Raw genomic sequence first — 18,023 nt, 5'->3', positions numbered from 1 at the left:
GACATATAACACATTGAAGCAAAAGGCGCTTTTTCGATTTTCTCAAAACTTTCGCAATAAATTCGAAAAACCAAAAGCGCCTTAAATCGCCAGATCGGCAGATACAACCGTCCATTCTATGCCGTGACCGTCCAGATAATGCTTGGTCATCTTGGCGTCTGTGTGTCCAAGGAGGGCCTGCGGATCGATACCCTGATCGCGGTAGAGGTGGGCGCCCAGTGAGCGTATTTCGTGGAAGGTTGGGCGTTGCTTCTGCGGGAGGTCATCGAACAGCCCGCTGCGGTTTCGTGCGCTGGCAAAACCCCTTGTGATGTTGTCAGGCTGCAGTGGCATGCCCGGCGTGATTGCCACGTTGGTAACACCTGATGATTTGCGACCGTTTAGGTGGTGTATCAGGTAGCGACTGACAATATTGGTTTTTCGGCAGCGCCCAATGATTTCTGCAAGCTGCGGCGTGATCTGTATCGCCAGATGCGCAGCTTCGTTGATTGAGTCGGTGCGCTGGCCCTTCTTGGCCCGTGATGTTTTCTGCTGCTTCACGTACAGCACGCCGTCACGGATATCCTTGAACTGCATGGCGGCAATGTCTTCACGGCGCTGAAGAGTAATGAGCCCGAGCATCATTGCGTTTTGGATGTGTGCTGGCGCCAGTTCATAGATTGCATCGAACTGGGTTTTGGTGAGCCGGTTACGCTGCACCTTGGCATTAATCGGAAGAGTCTTGGTAGCAGGGTTCTCATCGGCAAGGCCATGAGCAATGGCGTAGTCGAAGCACCTGATCAACTGGCTACGCATGCGCGATGCCATACGGCGCTTGCCTTCTGCCAGCCACTGATCCAGAAACTCGGCGCAGTGATAGACGGTGATATCGATCACAGGCAGGTGCCCGAGCTTGCTCTTCATCAGAGTGCAGTCATACGTGAGCTGCTTATCTGTCTTTTCGGCCAGGTTCTTCTCGTCCTTGCGGATCTTCTCGTATTTATCCAGCCATGCCGAAAACAGCGCTGTCTTGCCCAGCACTCGATCAACCAGTGATACTTCAATCATCAGCATGCTGTTGAGCTGCTGCGCTGCCAGTATCGCCTGCGTGCGGTCTGCACCCATGCCGTGCGATTTGCCGGTGTGTGGGTGCTTGTACCGGTAGTAGACTGCGCCGGCTTTACGGTCGGCGTATAGGTTGGGTGGCATGTCTTTATTGCGTTTGTTGCGTGGCCTATTCATGCTGACCTCAGTACACGTTCCACCATAAGATCGGCTTCTGTCAGGGTCTCATAGACCCACCATTTGCCGCCAAACTTCACGCCATCGACGTGCCCCCTTTGGATCCAGTTTATGACGGTCTTCTGGGTCGGGCGAGATTCTGGCGTAAACTCTCTCTCCAGGTATTGTTCGATGGACATTTTCCGCTTTCGGATGGTCATCGTATATGTCCTCTCTATGATGTGTTTCTATACAGCTGGCGCACATGTCAGTCGGTATTCGTTAAAAAAACCTCGATATTCTGGGCCCGGCCAGCGGCTACCCGGGTATATTTCGCGCTCTTCCAGATGCGGCAGTACATCGCGGTACCAGGTTTGCCGGAAGTGGTTATCGAAGTGCGATTCGTATCCGAGCGCATCAGCCAGCTGCTGGATATGAAACCACTCCGGCAACTGGCGCGCCGTCTCAAGTGCGATCGGTGGGGCGAAGAGGTCGATCTGCTGTTCTTCCGGCATGGGGCCTCCGATTAATCTGTCGCGACACCGCTCGCCAGTCCCAGTATTGCGGCTGGGGTGGCCGGGCTTCTGCGGGTTTTGGTGGTTTCATGTATGAGGCGTTATCCAGCGACAAAATGCCGCGAGGATTAACCATTATCGGAATATTCCAGAACAGGTTATCCGCTTTATATTCATCTACCGCGCACTTCTCGCACTGCGCGCCATCTACGCCGATAGAGCCGTAAAAGCTACTACCGTTCGGGCCGGGTATTTCAACATCACAGGTTCTGCATTTCATTTCCAACCTCAATCTTGTCCGTGCAATCCCGCTGCGCCATCGTCACTGGGATGCCTTTGTAGTGCTCTATGCCGGCCTCTTCATCGCCCAGCATCCAAGCGCGATATCGCTCACAACTCATGCGCTCCGGGCACCATTCCCCGTCCGGGTCGAAGTCGTACCGACCAGCGCACCGAGGTACATCAAGAGGTAGGGTCATTGGCTTTTTCCTTTGGATGCCAGTCTGCAAATACCCACCAAAGAACGATTATCACCCAAAGCCCGGCTGCGTTCTTATCGTGGATTTCAAGCATGGCTGCCGCGATTGCCAGTCCGGCGAGAGCTATGCCTTGGCCGATGTAGGTCATGCTTCATCCCTCACTACCTTCTTCGGCTTGAACCAACCGAGATAATTGATCTGCTCGATCTGCAGCGTTCCATTTTTCCCCATCCATAGCGGAAGCTTCCCAATGCTACAGAAAGTTTGTTTGAGCATTCTTTGATCGTTGATCAGCCGTTGATCATCTATCCAGATGGTCACCACGTTATCGGCGTACTGGCTGTCATTGCCGCGATGAGGTCGGTACCGGAACCGAACAAGATAGTGATACCTGCGTCCGGTTATTCTGCTGAGAATGCTCATCCCGCCACCCACTGATAAATCCCATATCCGACACCGAACACCACTGCTACAACAATCACGATGGCGATGTAGGGCAGGGCGCGAAAGAATTTGTTGCCTGTCACGACTGCACCTCCTCTGCTTCTCTGAGGAAGACGATACCTAAAGCGGTCAGTCTTTTTTGTTCGCTGGTTTTCGCGTCATGCAAAAAACCGCCATGAACCAGAATGTTGTAAATGGTATGGCCAGACCAATAACCGTCGAGCTGATTCTTCAGGTTCTTGATAATCAACTTCCGCTTCTCGGCAACGCTGCCGTTCACCAAGTCACCAAAATTCGTGCCAATGAACAGCGAGTTTATGTATTCGTCAGATAGGACTATCACGACTGCACCTCCACCCATTTGCAAAAGCCCTTCAGGATAGGCTGTACATTTCTCTGATCAGCCCAGCCAGCGAAGCCGATAAAGCCGTCTGGGTTGAAGCTCACCGCCTCACGATCATCGAAGTAAAGCGCCTTGCAGCGGATGGTTGCCCATATGCCGCGTTTATTGTCAGGCTTTAAAATAGGGCGCTGCTTGCACCGGAGTGACTCTCGAATCAGTCCCGATTCGACCATCTCCTGATTTATCAGATTGCGGAGCTGCTGCAGGTTATGGCGTGTCAAGTCGTCGTACTTCAGTCCGGATTTATCGAACGCCGTCCGTGCTTCATCTCTGGTCACGACTGCACCTCATTGGCTTGCTGGCGGAGTTGGTTGGCGTAATCCTTGATGGTGTATCGTGGCACCTCGATGTATTCCTGATCATCGTATTCAGGATCGAAAACGCCCAGCTCTCTGGCAAACTGCTCAATCACCTCGGCATCGTGCTGGGCTAAGCTGTGCTCTGACTTCCGCTTAAGCACAGCCTTTGCATCATCTGCATACACTGGTGTTACTTCGCCGGCATGAGCAAGCATGTGCAGCACTGACTGGCATGATGTCAGTTCGCGCACCAGTTCAGCCTGATAGGCGATCAGTTGATCGCGCTCTTGCTCTGCTTCCGCCTTCGCCTGCAGTGCCTGCTCGCACACTGCAACGCTGTCGATGTTGGCGGTACGCAACCGCTCCACCTCGGCCTGCAGCTTCGAGTTCTCCTCTTGTATCTCGGATATTCGCTCATCCGCTGACATTGCAGCACTGCGCATTTCACCGCCCAGCTTGATCATTTTTTCGTAAATGACACGCACGTCATCTATCAAGGTTTTATTGTCCTTATTCATCCGCTTTCACCTTTCGCTTAATTTCCATCATGTGCTCATGACAGCATGCGCCATGCCCCATCCAGAGCTGGTTCGAGGGGCGTCCGCAGTGGCAGGCAGGGAAGGGATCTGCTTTGTTGGCGTCGTAGTAGGCTTGAGGATCTTTGGCCCAAGGCTCGCTCTCGTCAGGTATGTGGCCGGGTCCAAGCAAGCCGTTTTGCACCCACGCCATGGCGGCCTCTGCGCCTTTGCCGTGCTGCCATTCGATCCATGCCGCTTGGTTTGCGACAACTTGGTCGTGGATGATCTTTCCGAATTGTTTGTTGGTATCCGTCAGTCGCTCCACCTCGGCATGCAGTTGCTCAATCACTCCAATCGCACGCTCCAGCTCCACCTTGCGGCCAATCATCCGGGCAATCACCCGGTCATCACCAGTTATGCCTTTTGCCTTGCGGGTGCCTACCCGCTGCTGCAGGCGCTCCAGATCGCTGCGCATTTTCTCTATATCGTTCATCGCTCGGTCCTCTCAAACCCTGTGCATTTAACGATCACCAGCTGCTCGTCGCTTTTGTCTTTGGCCACCAGCGGCTGCATGCTTTCAAAGTCACGCCAGCTGCAGTCGGCGTCACGGTGCTGGCAGGCGGCGCAGCGTCCGCCTTTTGGGTATGCCTTTGGCTGGGTCATACAGGCGCCTCCGGAAACATATCAACGGTCTTGTCACAGCGAGGCGTTGCGGCGGCATCACCAATGGGCTCAAAGGCCGTGCAACGTGGGCCAGACTCATCCTCTACCCATTCCGCCGGGTATTCGGGGTCGCTGATATCAAAGGCCATGGTGGCAGTAATGATCGAGCAGTCCTGGTTAATGTCGCGCTTGCACTGCTCGCAGAATTTGCTCATGAAGCACTCGCCTTCGGTGCCATTACTTGGGCGGTAGGGTGTGGTGGTCATGCTGATTCCTCAAATCCGAAATAACGCTGAAACTCGCGGCCCAGCCATTCGCCCACCGGTACGCTGACGCCGTTGCCGATCATGCGGTAGGCGTCGGTGTCGCTGCAGTTGAATTGATACCAGTCGGGCACACCCTGCAGGCGGGCATATTCGCGGACGGAGTAGGGGCGCACGCCCAGTGGGTACCGCTTGTCTGCGATCAGGCGGGTGCTTTTGTCCTTGGCATAGTGGGCAACGCAGGTGGGGGCTATGTCGCCCCGGGCTGGGTCGCTGATGATCGGCAGATCCCGATAGGCACCATTCATGCGTTTGGCCACAGCCTTGGGCATGGTGATGCGGGGCTCTTCTTCCAGGATGGCCGACAGTGGTATCTGTTTGCCTTGCTCTGGCTGGCGCCAGTTAAACCGGCGGCGACTGCCAATGATGATCAGCCTGTCCCGGCGCTGCGGTAGCCAGGTGCTGCTGGCGATGGGGCAGAACACTTGCACGAAATAGTCCGGCATCTGCGTCATGGCTTCCATGACGACCGGAAAGGCCCGCATGCCGGGGACGTTCTCGACTGCGTAGACTTCTGGCCGTGCGATGGCGAGGTGACGCAGGGCATGCAGGAACAGCTCGTCACCGGTGCGGGTGCCGTGTATGTCGGCAATGGTGCTGTACTTGGTGCAGGGGTAGGTGAACACCATGCCGTCACAGTCATCACCGGCAACCAGCTTTTCGGAGATGTCGGTCTGCTGGACGTGTTCGCCCAGGTTGTCGGCCTGCACTCGGCAGCAGGTTGGGTCGATCTCGTAGGACTTGCCGATCTGCAGCCCGGCCTGCAGCAGGCCTATGTCCATTAGACCGCCTCCGCTGAAGTAGGAGTTGATGGTGGGGGTCACTGATCTTTCTCCAGCTCAATCAGAAGGTCGATGAAGTGCCGGGCTTTGCGCAGATCCTCGGTGCCGTTTTTGGATCGCCAGCGGGTGACGTACTTGATCACGCAGCCCTCGAAGTAACCGATGCCGTTGGCGTGGATGTACTCGACTGGCTGGATCTTCAGGGACTTGTAGTGGTCGCCGCCTTCCTGTGTATCGAGCGCGCGTACCGGCTCGACCATTTTGGTGTCGTCACCGGAATGGTCCTGCTTCAGCTGCTGGCGCTTTGCTTCGAGCGCTGTGGGATCGCCTTCGATCATTTTCCCGGCGTCGGGAATATGGTCTGAACTGTCCGGAATCTCCGGTTGGTTGAGCGTGACGCGTGGATGAATAACGCGGTCTACGCTGCCGGGGTTGGGAGCTGTGCAGCCAATCCATTGTTTCAAGCCGCTTTCCCAGTGCTCCCAGCCATACTGGCCCAGCCGGAAATAGTAGCTGCCGATTACGTGGGTGGCGGTGTCGAGTGGCGGCAGTGCTTCAAGGTTGTTTAACACATCATCCGCTGGACAGGGGGCGTGCAGCCAGCAATCCCTATCAGTGCGCCAGAACCACCACTCGCCATCGTGCGCTACTTTGTACCAGCCGGGAACGTGGCCGGCGCCACCGGTGCTCCAGTAGTGAGCGGTGGCCGGTCGCTGGTCGACTGGCTCGATGCGCTTGTCGACGCGGTGCTGTTCGTCGCCTGCGTCTTCCAGGTAGTGCAGGCCGTCGTTTCCGTTCTGGCCGACTACATCCATACGGCTCATTTCAGCTTCCATCCTGCTATCTCCTCTGGATTGATACGGTTGCCCTTCATGTCGTGCCAGATCGGGGCGGAGTCGGTGTTGCCGGGGTGGTTGGGGCGGACGCCTTCAATCTGGCGCCCGGTGATTAGTTCGATGATCAGGGGCTTGCCCAGTGCCGGCAGGTCGGCGGGTGGGTTGAATGGTTTCATGATGCATCCTGTTCAGTTCTCGCGGGTGCGCTGAGGGTGTCGATGGCTTCTTGCAGCTTGTGGTACTTCACGACCCACTGCTGAGCAATCGCCTTAATGTCTGCCGGGATCGGCTCGGTGCGCATCACGTCACCGGTCTGGTGTGTGAGTACGCGGCGCTGCCCGGTTGGCAGGTGTTCAATGAAGATCCAGTCACGGGTGTTGCGGTCGTGGCCGGTGATGCCCCATGTGTCGTCCTTGTAGGCCCATTTGTACTGCTCGGGGTCTGCATTGCCTTCTGCGATGGCGGTCATGTCATCGAGGCTGTCTTGCAGATCGCGGTTCATTTGCCGGGTGGCGTCCAGCTCCCGCGCCAGTGCCGCCTTGTCCTTCTTGAGCTGCTCGGCTGAGCGGACGGCGGTTTCGTTGCGGGCGGTCAGATCCTTGTTTTTGTCCTGCAGCCGTTTGACCTGCTTTTTCATCTTGTCGGGGTTCATTTCCCGGTAGATGCGGATCTGGGCGTTGAGTGACCGGATCTGTTCCTGCAGGCGCTCGATGGTTTCGTTCGCCTTGTCGACGTTGGCGTTGTTCTTGTCGAGCATCTGCTCACACTGGCGCTGGTAGTGCTCGGCCAGTTGCTGATACTTGGCTGCGTTCTCCATCGCGGTGGTGAGCGATTCGGTGACCAGTGCATGCTCGGCACGGGCTTTGACTTCGGCGGCTTCGGCCTTTTCGGCACGCTGGATGGCGGCAGGGTAGCCGTTCCAGCGTTCGATCATGCGCTCAAGCGGTTCCTGTTCGGCCTGGCGTTTGGCGGCGCTGAGTTCTTCGGTGTGGGCAATGCGCTGCTGGCGCAGTTGATCCTTGAGCTGCTGGATCTCGAACTGTTCCAGCGCTGCCGCGATCTGGGCGGGGCTGGGTTCGGTGTGGCGGGTGAGGGTGGTCATGCGGCCTCCTGTTCTACCAGTTCGACTTTTTCAAACTCACAAACCCAGCGCACACCGGCTTTCGCTTCTGCTTCGCTGCGTTCGTCTGGAATCACCAGGTAACAACCGGGGCTGTATTCGCACACCTCATCAATCACGCCGGTTCGTCCGCGCTGCGTGCATTTGATGCGACTGCCGATCGGATAGGGAGGCTGGATGTTGTTGTGTTTCAGCCAGCGCCGCTCGGCTTCTTTGAGCTGCTGGCGGGCGAAGTAATCCAGCTCATCCAGCGTTTCCATATCTTCCCGGTCGGTGTCCCAGTCACACCACTTTTCAAGGCGCTTGCACAGCTCGAAGCCGCCCATGCCCAAGTGGTACTGGCTGGCAATGTCGTCTGCGTCGCTGCAGAGTTTTTCAACAAGGTCTGGGTTCTTGTCCAGGAATGCCCGCACTGCAGTTTTGAGAAGGTCGCCTGTGAGTGTTGGGCGAGGTGGGTATTGGGTCATGGGGTTCATGCTGCTTGCTCTCCGTTATATTCCAAAAGCTCAACCTCAATGTGGCCAATGTCGGTAAAGTCGGGGTCACCCTCCACGTACACACAATTGAGTCCGTTAATCATGCAGATGACTTCATTCATGGCGCTGGCGAGGTCTTCTTTGTCGACGTGCTCGTCATTCAAGAAGGAGTTGATCTCATTGCGGAGGCGGTTAACTTCATCGCTCAGGTTGCGTCTGAAGCCGTTCATCGAGAGCTTCATGCCGCCACCCCGTCTGTCTCCTGTGCCAGCTGGTAATCTGATCCACCAAATGCGGCAATCAGTTCGTTCGTCAGCTGGGTGAGTTGCACATTCCAGCGCCATACATCTGCAAGAATGGCTGCTTCTGCGTCTTCAGGCGTTTCAGCCTCAAGGTAATCGCGGTATTCATCCACCATGCGCAGGCGGTGAATACTGAGGTCCGAGTGCAGTACGAACCGGAACTGCTGCATCCACTCCAGCGCCAGGCGTCGGACGTAGTAGCCCCCGGCAATGTGGGCGGTGATCTCTTCACTGAGTAGGTCCTGACCTTTGGCTGCGATCCGTCCGGCTTCAAGCATCGGATCGATCAGCACGCACTCATCTTCAAGCGCAAAGCCTTTCGGCATGCTGGCACCCTGTAGCCAGGTGGTCATCACCTTGTCTAAAGGGTGCAGGGTCTGGATCAGTGTGACCTTGAGTGAGCCCAGCGCCTGACGTAGCTGGTTCAGCAGGTTTTCGGCTTTGGTGTGGCTTGATGCGTCAATGAAGATGTAGCCGCCAGCTGGATTGATCAGGGCATTGGTGGTGCGCGTTTTGTTGAATGCCCGGGGCAGCATGTCGAGGATCACTTCATCCTTGAGCTTAAGCTTTTCCTTTCGGTAGACCTTGCGGGACTGCTCGGCTTCGATCAGCGCCACACGTTCGTCCAGTGCTTCGCGCACAACGGAGCTTTTCAGGTCGGCTTCCTGTTCTTTCAGGGTGATCAGCAGCATGCCGTTGCTGTCGATCACCAGTGTTTCCTCTGCGAACACGTCTGGCGCTGGCTCTGCCCAGCCGGAGCGGCTAAGTTCTGATGCGCCACGCGGCTTGAAGATGTGTTCACGCAAGGCAGCTTCGAGGTCGTGAACGGGCGGCAGGCCTGTAACGGTGTAGGCGATGATGTTTTTGGGTGCGAACATGGTCAGATAGCCTCTTTCTGTTTTGCGTTCTGGTAGCCAAGGCGCTTCAGGTCATCCAGGTACTGGATGATCCGGCAGGCGTGTTCGGCTTGGCTGGCAGCGTCATCGATGGCGCAGTGGTGGATGCCCGTGCGCTGGATCTCGATGTTGGGGAACTGCTTTTTCAGCGTGCGGTAGCAGCGGTTGTGGTACCGGCCCCAGGGCAGATCGAAACCGGCCACGCGGTAGGCGTTTGCCAGTATCACGTTGTCGAAGTCTGCGCCGTTGCCCCAGATTTCGAGATGCGGGCCGTAGGGGTCGCCATCAGGCGGGCAGGCCGCGACGTTAAGGTTGTGCAGCCAGCCTTCCAGCGCCCTCAAAGCCTCTTCCAGCGGTTCTGACCAGCCGGTGATCTGTTGGCGCGCTTCTTCTCTCTGCTTGAGCCAGAAGTTGATGGTGCTGCCGCTGACGGTCAGGCCTGCATCAAGGCAGCTCTGCAGGTCTACGGTGACGTAGAAGCCTCCTTCGCGGTCGACTTTGCCCATGTGCGGGTTAAAGGCCACTGCGCCGATGGCGACAATGGCGGCAGTGGGGCGGGTGTCCATGGTTTCGAGGTCGAGCATTACGTGGTTGAGCACGCTGTTCTCCTTACGATTTGATTAGCCGCCAGAATTCGGCGCCGTCAATTGGGTTACCGCCCCAGGCGATCCAGTGGGTGCCATGCTCATCGATGGCGGCGATGCCGGGTTGCCATTTGTGCGGGTCACGCAGGGTGTCTATCCAGCTGGTTGGGACGCCTGCGTTAAAGATCACCAGCCCACCGGTCAGGCGTTTGCGCTGGCGGTAGCGGTTGGCGGTTTGGGTTAGCAGGTGGGGGAAGGGGGTCTGCATCACAATTCATCCAGTAATGGCTTGATGCGGATGTAGACGTTGTCACCCTTGTACACAGCATGGATGACGGTACCTACAACCATGACGCACCAGCCAGCGAAGAAAATGGCGCAGATGCCAAGGCAAAAGGCCAATAGGTAGAATGCTTCCATTGCGGTTCTCCTGTTTCGTTACGGCTGCGCACTCGGTGGAATGCGCAGCGATAATGTGCAGGTGTTGCGGTGTGCTGCAGTTACTCGCCACTGTCAGCTTGGCGATGGTTTATCAACCGTCACGCTGTACTCGGGACTGCTGCCGTTCTGAGGCATCCGCGCAGGGAGCGATGGGAAGCACGGCGGTGCCGTGGGTGGGTCAGAGCCACCATGGGCCAGAAGTTTATTGCTCGCGCTGTGCCGACTGGCGCCGGGATCTGGCCGCGAGGATCTTGTTTTTTAAAGAGCGGTGCAGGTTTGGCCTGCTGCGGAAGTTATCTAGCTATACCCTTCCGATAACCAAAATATAACCAAAGTTATAATTCATGACAATAACCAAAGTTATATTTTTTTTTCTAAGCCTTTCCGGAAGTGCGTGAAAGTGGTCTTCTTGAGAGGGGTTAATCAGGGAGGTTATAGGATGCAGGTACCAACAGATGACCACGGACAGCCAATTTCACAGCGCATTCAGCGCACAGCTCGGGTAACTCGGGATATCGATGAACTACTGGGGATTTGTCGTGGAATTGCCTTTGATGGCGATGTGAACCAGCGGGAGGCAGAGAATCTGTTCGCATGGCTATCTGCCAATGCAGAGCTGGCGTCGGTATACCCTGGCAATGTTATTATTGAAAGACTGGCGGATGCTTTACGTGATGGTGTTTTGGATCAGAAAGAAGCATCAGAACTGCTACTGTTGCTTAAGTCTGTAATCGGTGGACAGGTTCAAGCAGTCGCAGAGAAAGTGGATTACTCCACAGGCGAGGTTCTTCGCAAGCTTGGCCCAACCGAACTGCCAATCAATGATGATGTAGATGTTGTGTTCGACGGGATGGTGTTTACGGTTACAGGTGAGTTCTGTAGCGGTAAGCGGAAGGAGGTAGAGCAAGAAATCACCAAGCGCGGTGGCGCATGCGTCCGCAAGCCAAACCGTTCAACCGACTATGTTGTGGTGGGTACTTTCGCCAGCCGTGACTGGGTGCACGGCAACTATGGACGAAAGATAGAGTACGCTATCGAGATCCGCGCGGCAGGGTACGGCATAAACTTGATATCTGAAGAGCGTCTTCTTCAGGCATTAAGAGCCACTCTCCACAAGAACCTTGAGGCGGCACGATACGACGATGTGTGAAAGTAGGCGTCTAAATTTGCCTGAATGTTAACCCTACCACTTGGCCGATGATGCGAATGCAGTCCAGATTGTGATTTGCCAGAACCTCATCCGGATAGTGGTTTTTGTCTGAATTGTCACTGATGATACGCCACGCACCATCAATCCTGCGGGCAAAGCGTTTTACTCTTGTTTCGCCCTCAAATTCAAATGCATAGACCTTTCCATCAAGCAATCGGGTGGCGGCCAAGTTCACCATCACCTGATCACCATGCATTAGTGTCGGCTCCATGGATTCACCGTTTACGTTTACAATCTGAGCGGCGTGTGGATCAACGCCCATGGCACTGAGTCTGGAAAGCGATACAGGCACTGTTTCAACTACCCTGTCATGGTCAACACATATCCCATTGCCTGCAGAAATCTCTGCATTCCTGACAGGCACTTCAAATACCTCTGAAGCTGGCTGATAGATACCCGCTGACTCCTTGATTTTCGCTTCCTTGCCTTTCTTGATCTCGTCGAATACCAGCAAACTTTGATTGTGCAAATCTTCGACTTCGCAGCCCAGGGCCTTAGCTATCTTCCATAGATAACGCGAATTGTCCGTCTTCCCGGAGATGATCTTGTGGATAGTTGGCTGTGAAACCCCAGTGGCGTCCGCGAGAGCCTTCTGGGAAAGGCCTCGTTTGTTCATGAGGTGGGCGATATTGCGCGAGATGATGTCTTCCATATAACCCATGTTATAGGCAAGTGAGCCCATCTCAAATTCCCTCAGGTATTGATTTATTTATAACTAAAGTTATTATTCATCTGTTGGCTATAACTCAGGGTATAAAGCAGATGAAGAAAACTGAAGTCTTGCAGCACTTTAAGAGTCAGAGCGAGCTTGCGCGCAGGCTCACAGCTCATGGCTTCCCGATCAGTCAGCCTGCCATTAGTAAGTGGCCTGAAGAGGTTCCCTCTCTGCGTGCATTCCAAATCCAGTTGATCACAGGTGGTGCACTTAAAGCTGATCGTGCTCATGACCAACCATCTACATCTGCAGCATAACCACGAACAACTGAAATATCTCATTTAAAAAGGACGGCTCAATATGGACCACATCGATTCCGCAATTTACGACACCGTTCACAACGCTGAGCTGGCGCCAAAACAGCTGGCTGAGCGGCTGGGTATGTCACACCAGATACTGATTAACAAGGCAAACCCTCAGTGCGAGGCCAACAAGTTCAGTGTTCATGAGCTGATGGCGTTGCAACGCCACACGCAGAGCACGCGCATTGTTGAGGCGATGTGTCTTGAGCTGGGCGTGAACGCACTTGGCCCGGTGAAAGCAAAAGCCGATTCGCTTATGGACGCAATGCTGACGGTGGTGGCTGAGTGCGGGGATGTATCCCGTGCCGTTCATGACTCGCTGGAAGACGGCAAGCTGACCAACCGCGAGCGCAACGAGATGCAGCGTGAAATCAATGAGGCGATCGATGCGCTGATGAGCATGCGCCTGGCGATCAAGGAGCATAAGTGATGACGACCCATGATCAATGCATTTTTGATTTGCTCGAACTCATCCATACATCACCAGGGCTGACAGGCGGCCAGCTGTGTGCGCGCACAGCCTCGTTGACTCATCGGGTCATCCACTCAGCCATCGTAGATATGACCGGACGAGGCTTGATTGTCAAAACAGGCCAGCAGGGAGAAAAGAATGCGTACTACCTGACTGACGCAGGCCGCGCATCGCTTGAATGTGGTGAGCTTCCGGGGCCAAAGGCAGCCCAGCAGGCCGCTGAACAGGAGAACCCTGCCGAGCCGGAAGCTGCCACAGAGGCTGTTGAAGCCGCACAGGATGAATTCGTGGATATCCCTGTATTCGGTGCTCTGCCTGAAGCTAAAGCTGGCGCTGATGAGGTGATTTTTGAAGCGCAGGTGTGTGAGCCCTTGCCGGTGATCGATCTGGATCAGCGCACGATTGATTTGGCGCTGGCTGAGGTGCGAAAGCTGACCGCCGAGCGGCGCAAGCCTTCCAGTGTTGATGATTGCCTTCTTTTCCTGCGTGAGTTTTCGGACTGCGTTAAGGCCCGATTTCCGGCTGCTGCTGCGATGTTGAACTGCACAGCCAACCATTTGGAAAAAGTTTACCAGCAAGACGTGTAACGCTGGTTGTGGCCCTGCGGAGGGGTAAAACGCCGACCGGGATTAGCAGAGAGCGCCAGCAGTATTAGGCCGTGCCCGGCATAGGAAAAACATCTGCAGCAGAGCGATGACGCCTCCTTTAGTCAGGCGCTCTCCTGAAAGCACAGGGTAATACAGCAGCAGTTCGGCTGCGCCGGGTGTGAGTAGGGTCGCGGACAGCTCGGAAAGACGGGCCACTGATCTGCGCCTTCAGCCGCTGGGTTTTTATCCTGGCCCGCAGGCATGGAAGAGGGTGCAGTTCAGTGGGTGGCAGATTTGGCACTTACCAGACAAAAGAAAACCCGGTGCTGAATGGCTGGGGAGCCGCACCGGGTTAACTCAAAGAGGGCTTCATTATGAATGATGTTATCCGAGTGAGCAATACCGAAACAGTCACCATGACCAGTGATGAGATCGCTGATCTGGTTGAAAAGCGCCACGACAATGTAAAGCGCACCATTGAGACCTTGACCAATAAGGGCGTTATCCAACTTCCTCAAATTGAGGAAGTACGTAATCACTTGGGTCAGGCAGTGAGCGTCTACTTAGTCGGCAAGCGCGACAGCTATGTGATCGTTGCGCAGCTATCCCCTGAGTTCACAGCCCGGCTGGTAGACCGCTGGCAGGAGCTTGAGCAACAAGTAAGTAATCTTTACCAGTTGCCCGATTTCACCAACCCCGCAGCCGCCGCGCGTGCCTGGGCTGATGCAGTTGAGCAGCGCCAGCAGTTGGCTATTGAACACCAGAAGGTGAGCCGCGATCTGGAGCACATGAAGGCTCATTTCATCGATGGCATGAAGATTGTCGACTTTGCCAAAACGCTGAACGGCGTGAACTGCCAAGAGGTTCAGAAGTATTTGGCTGAGCAGGGCTGGCTGCGCCGTGATGGTTTCAGCGGCTGGCGCGTTAACAGCCGTGTACGTGACAAATACCTGGCTGAGCGCACCACCATATGGACACACCCCACCACTGAAGAGGAGCGCGAGCGCCATTACCCTGTGCTTTTGCGTGCTGGCGCTGTTCGCCTGTTTCAGATGTACACGAAGGAGTTGCTGCCCATGAAGCAGACATGGAACGGCAAGATTGGGCATGGCTCGGAGGTAATGCAGTGAGCAGCGAATTGTTAATGCGCGCATGGGCCTACAACGGCAAGCCGGCATCCAAACTGGTTGCTATCTACATCATGGATAGCTTGGGCGAGCCTGTTCAAATGCGGGACATGGGATTGCAGGACTACTTCAGCCGCTTTGAAGAGTCAGCTGCTGAATTTGCAGGCATTACTGTCCTAGAGGCGCGCACAGAAATTAACACCCTCTGGCATCAGGGATTCTTTTTCGTACCTGAACTATGGTCTGCAGAGGTCCAGAAAGCCCGTCCGGCCTACAAGAAACGGAAAATATCGAGCAAGATCAGGAATTCTGTATTAGAGCGGGATAGCTATACCTGTCAACATTGTGGCTCGACTGATGACCTGACAATAGATCATATCTACCCCGAGTCACGAGGCGGATCAGATGACATGGATAACCTTCAGGTTCTGTGTCATCGCTGCAACAGCATCAAAGGCGCTTCCTTGCCTGAGGAGGATGTCTAATGCAATACACCCTATCCATCAACCAAACCAAAGCGCTTGAGTGGGGCCTTAACGCTCAGCAGGCGCTGCTGTTCTCGTTTGTGTACGAGTGCCCGAGCTGGTGCAAGGCTGTCACAAAGGATGACACGGTGTTCTATGCGCTCAGCAAGCAGAAGATCGTTGATGAACTGCCCCTGCTGACCGACAAAATCGACACGGCATACCGCCTGCTGAAGCAGCTTGCCGCCAAGGGCATGATCGAGCTGTCACACACCAGCAGCATCACTCTGGTGCGCCTGACCGACATCGGCAAGACCTGGAATCATGACCACAAAGGGTCGGAAAAATATCCGAGCAAGGGTCGGAAAAATATCCGAGGTAAGGTCGGAAAAATATCCGAGCAAGGTCGGAAAAAAATCCGTGAAGGGTCGGAAAATTCTCCGACAAATCAAGATACCAGTAATCAAGATACCAGTAATCCTGTTGATGACGCTGGCGCGTCCAGCAGCACGAATTCGGACGATTGCGTTGATCACGAACACACCGATGCGACCGACACGCATGTCGGTACCATCCCGGGCCGCGAGACCGAAGACCAATTCCTGTCCAACCTGTTCAATCCAGCTTCTGACGAAACCCTGCCGGCCGTGCCAACGCCAGCGCAGAGCCGGGACCAGTTCGCCATGCACTTCGAGTGGTATCCGTCGCAAGACTTCCAGTTGAGGCACTCCCGGTATGGATCTGCCCTAGGGCCCGACGGTATGCAAATGGTCTTGGAGGAGTTTCAGCACTACTGGACCGAGGAGTCCAGAGCTATGTCTGAGTTTGATCAGGACGAATGGGAGAGGAAGTTTCTTCGCCAGTTGCAGTGGGCATTCAAAAACATGCGGACTGCTACCAGCGCAAGTGGCACCCAGGCTACGCGCCAGCAGAAACGTGCCGCAATATCCGCAGCAACCATGAATATTAGCGACACGGACTGGTGAGACAAAAAACATGACAGCAATCACTGATGGACTGATCACAGAAGCTGACCGCCTGGCGCTGGTTAACGCGATCATCGAAGAACGCGGCACACAGACGACCACGCACCAGCTGGTTACGCTGGCGCTAAAGGTAGGTGTAACGCCTGACACGCTGATGCAGGCGGCACAGTGCAACGACGAAGGTGCATTGGCCCAGACAGAGGTTTCGGAGCGGATTCGGGGGTGGCTTGGTGAATGTGGATGATCAGGTGGTGCATGGGATTGATGTTCCGGCGCTGATTAAACGGATGAAGCAGAAGGAAGCGCGCCACGACCGTTGGCAGCTGTTCATGTACGAAACGCGCAATATGGAACAGTACCAGCGGGCAGAGGTGGAAGGTGCAGTGCGGGTGCAGTGGAAGGGGGTACAGAAGTGACTGAGTTTGTAATCGGGATTGATCCGGATTTGCAAGAAAACGGCATTGGCATTGTCAGCAGCGGCAAGCTGGTTGACTTGAAGGCTCTCGATTTCTTCAAGCTGCAGGCCTTCATTCAGGAACAGCACGCCCGGGGTGCCCATTTCGCGGTTGAGAACGTGTCTATCAATAAGCCCCGATTCGGACGGGCTTTGAAGCCCGGAAGCTACAACGCCCAAAACGACAAGATCAGCCAGAACGTGGGCATGGTGAAGGCGGTGCAGGTGTTGATTGTGCAGTTCCTCGACTCGATAGGCGCCAGCTACACGCTGGTTAAGCCGCTGGGCGGTACAGCCAAGGATGCCAAGAAAGATGCAAAGCTATTCAACCGCCTGACCGGCTGGACGGGCCGCAGCAGTGCAGATAAACGCGATGCCGCCATGCTGGCGCTGCATGTCGCAAGGAGGAAGCCGTGCGTAAGGCCAAACTGAAAAGCCGTCCTCTGACTGTGGAGATGCCTACCGGTGAACGCTGCGACAACTGCTTTGGTTCCGGAGCAGTCCTTGGGGCTGTCTCCAGCTACACCTGCGGCGAATGTGGTGGCTCAGGCCTGATATCAGTCGACCAAGACTACTTCGTTGATAACGAAGATGTGCTGGCCAGCATGTGTATCGCCCTGAAGCGAGAAAACCGCGAACTGCGCGAAAGCCTAAACCTTGGGCATCAGCGTGTTGGCAGCAAGATCGATTAACCATGAGGAAAAACCGAAATGACCGAAATCCTGACCCTGAATGCGCTGATGACCCTGGCGTACATCTTCTTTGCCCTGATATGTGCGTGGTACGTGCTGCGGGTGTTCGACCAGCTGGCCCGCGTTCACTTCAAAACCACCATGAGGACTATTGCCAATGACCCCCATGCTGCTGCGCTCTATTTTGGCTGCCGTTTTATCGGTGTGTGTTTGCTCATCGGCTTGGTCGTCGGGCTTTCCTGATCAGTACGACTTAAAGATCCGGCAGGCGGCAAAGCGCTACTTGCCGGGGTATGACTGGCGACTATGGAAGGCACAGTTGTTTCAGGAAAGCCGACTCAAGCCGGATGCAGTCAGCCCTGTGGGTGCGCGGGGGTTGGCGCAGTTCATGCCGGGGACGTGGGCTGAGGTTAGCCAGCAGCTCGGGTATAGCGGGATCAGCCCGCACGCTTCCGGTCCAGCCATTACGGCTGGCGCTTATTACCAGGGGCGGATGATCAGCATCTGGAAGGCGGAACGGCCAGCTGCAGATCGGTACAGCCTTGCAGCCGCCAGCTACAACGCAGGGGCCGGCAACATCATCGAGGCACAGCGTGTGGCTGGTGGGGCCAACGATTACGCCAGCATCATTCAAGCGCTGCCGCAGGTGACTGGTCATCACGCCAGAGAAACCACCACGTATGTGGAGCGGATCTGGACCTATTGGCAGCAGATGGTACTGAGGAGGTAATGC

General features: G+C 55.4%; 35 protein-coding genes. 13 read left to right on the top strand and 22 right to left on the bottom strand.

Going from position 1 to position 18,023, the window contains the following annotated elements; all coding sequences use genetic code 11:
- Nucleotides 1-81 precede the first annotated feature (81 nt).
- From ACAM29_RS06075 to ACAM29_RS05975, 21 genes are all read right to left on the bottom strand, one after another.
- Nucleotides 82-1,221: a phage integrase Arm DNA-binding domain-containing protein gene (locus ACAM29_RS06075; protein WP_369623559.1), complete on the bottom strand. Its 1,140-nt coding sequence runs from the start codon at nucleotides 1,219-1,221 to the stop codon at nucleotides 82-84.
- A 227-nt stretch (nucleotides 1,222-1,448) separates the two neighbouring features.
- Complete coding sequence (locus ACAM29_RS06070; RefSeq protein ID WP_369623558.1) at nucleotides 1,449-1,715, bottom strand: hypothetical protein; 267 nt, start codon at nucleotides 1,713-1,715, stop codon at nucleotides 1,449-1,451.
- A gap of 260 nt (nucleotides 1,716-1,975) precedes the next feature.
- Nucleotides 1,976-2,116, bottom strand: a complete 141-nt coding sequence (locus ACAM29_RS06065) for a hypothetical protein (protein WP_369623557.1) — start codon at nucleotides 2,114-2,116, stop codon at nucleotides 1,976-1,978.
- A gap of 61 nt (nucleotides 2,117-2,177) precedes the next feature.
- Nucleotides 2,178-2,342, bottom strand: a complete 165-nt coding sequence (locus ACAM29_RS06060) for a hypothetical protein (RefSeq protein WP_369623556.1) — start codon at nucleotides 2,340-2,342, stop codon at nucleotides 2,178-2,180.
- Entirely contained in the window at nucleotides 2,339-2,617 is a 279-nt protein-coding gene (locus tag ACAM29_RS06055; protein ID WP_369623555.1) for a hypothetical protein, read from the bottom strand. Before ACAM29_RS06055 ends, ACAM29_RS06060 begins: the two co-directional genes overlap by 4 nt.
- Nucleotides 2,618-2,717: 100 nt before the next feature.
- Nucleotides 2,718-2,981, bottom strand: coding sequence for a hypothetical protein (locus ACAM29_RS06050; protein ID WP_369623554.1), 264 nt, complete (start codon nucleotides 2,979-2,981; stop codon nucleotides 2,718-2,720).
- The gene (locus ACAM29_RS06045) at nucleotides 2,978-3,319 is read right to left on the bottom strand and encodes a hypothetical protein (protein WP_369623553.1); all 342 of its coding nucleotides are present in this window, start codon (nucleotides 3,317-3,319) and stop codon (nucleotides 2,978-2,980) included. Before ACAM29_RS06045 ends, ACAM29_RS06050 begins: the two co-directional genes overlap by 4 nt.
- Entirely contained in the window at nucleotides 3,316-3,858 is a 543-nt protein-coding gene (locus ACAM29_RS06040) for a hypothetical protein (RefSeq protein WP_369623552.1), read from the bottom strand. Before ACAM29_RS06040 ends, ACAM29_RS06045 begins: the two co-directional genes overlap by 4 nt.
- Nucleotides 3,851-4,351, bottom strand: coding sequence for a hypothetical protein (locus ACAM29_RS06035; protein WP_369623551.1), 501 nt, complete (start codon nucleotides 4,349-4,351; stop codon nucleotides 3,851-3,853). The genes ACAM29_RS06040 and ACAM29_RS06035 overlap by 8 nt, the downstream gene beginning before the upstream one ends.
- Entirely contained in the window at nucleotides 4,348-4,521 is a 174-nt protein-coding gene (locus ACAM29_RS06030) for a hypothetical protein (protein WP_369623550.1), read from the bottom strand. The genes ACAM29_RS06035 and ACAM29_RS06030 overlap by 4 nt, the downstream gene beginning before the upstream one ends.
- Complete coding sequence (locus tag ACAM29_RS06025) at nucleotides 4,518-4,787, bottom strand: hypothetical protein (protein WP_369623549.1); 270 nt, start codon at nucleotides 4,785-4,787, stop codon at nucleotides 4,518-4,520. Before ACAM29_RS06025 ends, ACAM29_RS06030 begins: the two co-directional genes overlap by 4 nt.
- Complete coding sequence (locus tag ACAM29_RS06020; protein ID WP_369623548.1) at nucleotides 4,784-5,668, bottom strand: DNA cytosine methyltransferase; 885 nt, start codon at nucleotides 5,666-5,668, stop codon at nucleotides 4,784-4,786. The genes ACAM29_RS06025 and ACAM29_RS06020 overlap by 4 nt, the downstream gene beginning before the upstream one ends.
- The gene (locus ACAM29_RS06015; RefSeq protein ID WP_369623547.1) at nucleotides 5,665-6,462 is read right to left on the bottom strand and encodes a DUF3310 domain-containing protein; all 798 of its coding nucleotides are present in this window, start codon (nucleotides 6,460-6,462) and stop codon (nucleotides 5,665-5,667) included. The genes ACAM29_RS06020 and ACAM29_RS06015 overlap by 4 nt, the downstream gene beginning before the upstream one ends.
- Nucleotides 6,447-6,638, bottom strand: coding sequence for a hypothetical protein (locus ACAM29_RS06010; RefSeq protein ID WP_369623546.1), 192 nt, complete (start codon nucleotides 6,636-6,638; stop codon nucleotides 6,447-6,449). The genes ACAM29_RS06015 and ACAM29_RS06010 overlap by 16 nt, the downstream gene beginning before the upstream one ends.
- Entirely contained in the window at nucleotides 6,635-7,564 is a 930-nt protein-coding gene (locus ACAM29_RS06005; protein WP_369623545.1) for a hypothetical protein, read from the bottom strand. The genes ACAM29_RS06010 and ACAM29_RS06005 overlap by 4 nt, the downstream gene beginning before the upstream one ends.
- A complete protein-coding gene (locus tag ACAM29_RS06000) occupies nucleotides 7,561-8,058 on the bottom strand; it encodes a hypothetical protein (RefSeq protein ID WP_369623544.1) in 498 nt (165 codons plus the stop codon). The genes ACAM29_RS06005 and ACAM29_RS06000 overlap by 4 nt, the downstream gene beginning before the upstream one ends.
- Nucleotides 8,055-8,300: a hypothetical protein gene (locus ACAM29_RS05995; RefSeq protein WP_369623543.1), complete on the bottom strand. Its 246-nt coding sequence runs from the start codon at nucleotides 8,298-8,300 to the stop codon at nucleotides 8,055-8,057. Before ACAM29_RS05995 ends, ACAM29_RS06000 begins: the two co-directional genes overlap by 4 nt.
- Entirely contained in the window at nucleotides 8,297-9,238 is a 942-nt protein-coding gene (locus ACAM29_RS05990; RefSeq protein ID WP_369623542.1) for a recombination-associated protein RdgC, read from the bottom strand. Before ACAM29_RS05990 ends, ACAM29_RS05995 begins: the two co-directional genes overlap by 4 nt.
- A 2-nt stretch (nucleotides 9,239-9,240) precedes the next feature.
- Nucleotides 9,241-9,855, bottom strand: coding sequence for a 3'-5' exonuclease (locus ACAM29_RS05985; protein WP_369623541.1), 615 nt, complete (start codon nucleotides 9,853-9,855; stop codon nucleotides 9,241-9,243).
- A gap of 10 nt (nucleotides 9,856-9,865) precedes the next feature.
- Nucleotides 9,866-10,108, bottom strand: coding sequence for a hypothetical protein (locus tag ACAM29_RS05980; protein ID WP_369623540.1), 243 nt, complete (start codon nucleotides 10,106-10,108; stop codon nucleotides 9,866-9,868).
- Nucleotides 10,108-10,260, bottom strand: coding sequence for a hypothetical protein (locus ACAM29_RS05975; protein WP_369623539.1), 153 nt, complete (start codon nucleotides 10,258-10,260; stop codon nucleotides 10,108-10,110). Before ACAM29_RS05975 ends, ACAM29_RS05980 begins: the two co-directional genes overlap by 1 nt.
- A gap of 460 nt (nucleotides 10,261-10,720) precedes the next feature.
- Between ACAM29_RS05975 and ACAM29_RS05970 the strand changes: the two genes are divergently transcribed.
- Entirely contained in the window at nucleotides 10,721-11,431 is a 711-nt protein-coding gene (locus ACAM29_RS05970) for a BRCT domain-containing protein (protein WP_369623538.1), read from the top strand.
- A 10-nt stretch (nucleotides 11,432-11,441) separates the two neighbouring features.
- Here ACAM29_RS05970 and ACAM29_RS05965 read toward each other — a convergent pair whose 3' ends face one another.
- On the bottom strand, nucleotides 11,442-12,173 hold the full coding sequence (locus ACAM29_RS05965) for an XRE family transcriptional regulator (protein ID WP_369623537.1): 732 nt from the start codon (nucleotides 12,171-12,173) through the stop codon (nucleotides 11,442-11,444).
- On the opposite strand from ACAM29_RS05965, the gene ACAM29_RS05960 reads away from it, so the two are divergent.
- From ACAM29_RS05960 to ACAM29_RS05905, 12 genes are all read left to right on the top strand, one after another.
- Entirely contained in the window at nucleotides 12,164-12,463 is a 300-nt protein-coding gene (locus ACAM29_RS05960) for a Cro/CI family transcriptional regulator (protein WP_369623536.1), read from the top strand. The genes ACAM29_RS05965 and ACAM29_RS05960 overlap by 10 nt on opposite strands.
- Before the next feature lie 43 nt (nucleotides 12,464-12,506).
- The gene (locus ACAM29_RS05955) at nucleotides 12,507-12,938 is read left to right on the top strand and encodes a phage regulatory CII family protein (RefSeq protein WP_369623535.1); all 432 of its coding nucleotides are present in this window, start codon (nucleotides 12,507-12,509) and stop codon (nucleotides 12,936-12,938) included.
- The gene (locus ACAM29_RS05950; protein ID WP_369623534.1) at nucleotides 12,938-13,567 is read left to right on the top strand and encodes a hypothetical protein; all 630 of its coding nucleotides are present in this window, start codon (nucleotides 12,938-12,940) and stop codon (nucleotides 13,565-13,567) included. The genes ACAM29_RS05955 and ACAM29_RS05950 overlap by 1 nt, the downstream gene beginning before the upstream one ends.
- A gap of 374 nt (nucleotides 13,568-13,941) precedes the next feature.
- Entirely contained in the window at nucleotides 13,942-14,697 is a 756-nt protein-coding gene (locus tag ACAM29_RS05945) for a Rha family transcriptional regulator (protein ID WP_369623533.1), read from the top strand.
- A complete protein-coding gene (locus ACAM29_RS05940; RefSeq protein WP_369623532.1) occupies nucleotides 14,694-15,179 on the top strand; it encodes an HNH endonuclease in 486 nt (161 codons plus the stop codon). Before ACAM29_RS05945 ends, ACAM29_RS05940 begins: the two co-directional genes overlap by 4 nt.
- Nucleotides 15,179-16,144 carry a DnaT-like ssDNA-binding domain-containing protein gene (locus ACAM29_RS05935; RefSeq protein ID WP_369623531.1) on the top strand — a complete coding sequence of 322 codons (966 nt, stop codon included), beginning with the start codon at nucleotides 15,179-15,181 and terminating at the stop codon, nucleotides 16,142-16,144. The genes ACAM29_RS05940 and ACAM29_RS05935 overlap by 1 nt, the downstream gene beginning before the upstream one ends.
- A 10-nt stretch (nucleotides 16,145-16,154) precedes the next feature.
- Nucleotides 16,155-16,388, top strand: coding sequence for a hypothetical protein (locus ACAM29_RS05930; RefSeq protein WP_369623530.1), 234 nt, complete (start codon nucleotides 16,155-16,157; stop codon nucleotides 16,386-16,388).
- Nucleotides 16,375-16,560 carry a hypothetical protein gene (locus ACAM29_RS05925; protein ID WP_369623529.1) on the top strand — a complete coding sequence of 62 codons (186 nt, stop codon included), beginning with the start codon at nucleotides 16,375-16,377 and terminating at the stop codon, nucleotides 16,558-16,560. Before ACAM29_RS05930 ends, ACAM29_RS05925 begins: the two co-directional genes overlap by 14 nt.
- The gene (locus ACAM29_RS05920; protein ID WP_369623528.1) at nucleotides 16,557-17,030 is read left to right on the top strand and encodes a hypothetical protein; all 474 of its coding nucleotides are present in this window, start codon (nucleotides 16,557-16,559) and stop codon (nucleotides 17,028-17,030) included. Before ACAM29_RS05925 ends, ACAM29_RS05920 begins: the two co-directional genes overlap by 4 nt.
- Nucleotides 17,012-17,290, top strand: coding sequence for a hypothetical protein (locus tag ACAM29_RS05915; RefSeq protein ID WP_369623527.1), 279 nt, complete (start codon nucleotides 17,012-17,014; stop codon nucleotides 17,288-17,290). Before ACAM29_RS05920 ends, ACAM29_RS05915 begins: the two co-directional genes overlap by 19 nt.
- Before the next feature lie 18 nt (nucleotides 17,291-17,308).
- Nucleotides 17,309-17,533 (top strand): hypothetical protein, encoded by a 225-nt coding sequence (locus ACAM29_RS05910; protein ID WP_369623526.1) that lies wholly within the window; start codon nucleotides 17,309-17,311, stop codon nucleotides 17,531-17,533.
- Nucleotides 17,457-18,020: a transglycosylase SLT domain-containing protein gene (locus ACAM29_RS05905; protein WP_369625122.1), complete on the top strand. Its 564-nt coding sequence runs from the start codon at nucleotides 17,457-17,459 to the stop codon at nucleotides 18,018-18,020. The genes ACAM29_RS05910 and ACAM29_RS05905 overlap by 77 nt, the downstream gene beginning before the upstream one ends.
- Nucleotides 18,021-18,023: the final 3 nt, after the last annotated feature.

The organism is Marinobacterium sp. BA1, assembly GCF_041155135.1.
Taxonomy (GTDB): Bacteria; Pseudomonadota; Gammaproteobacteria; order Pseudomonadales; family Balneatricaceae; genus Marinobacterium; species Marinobacterium iners.
Note: the sequence above shows the minus strand (reverse complement) of the source record. Positions and strands in the feature narration are given on the sequence as shown.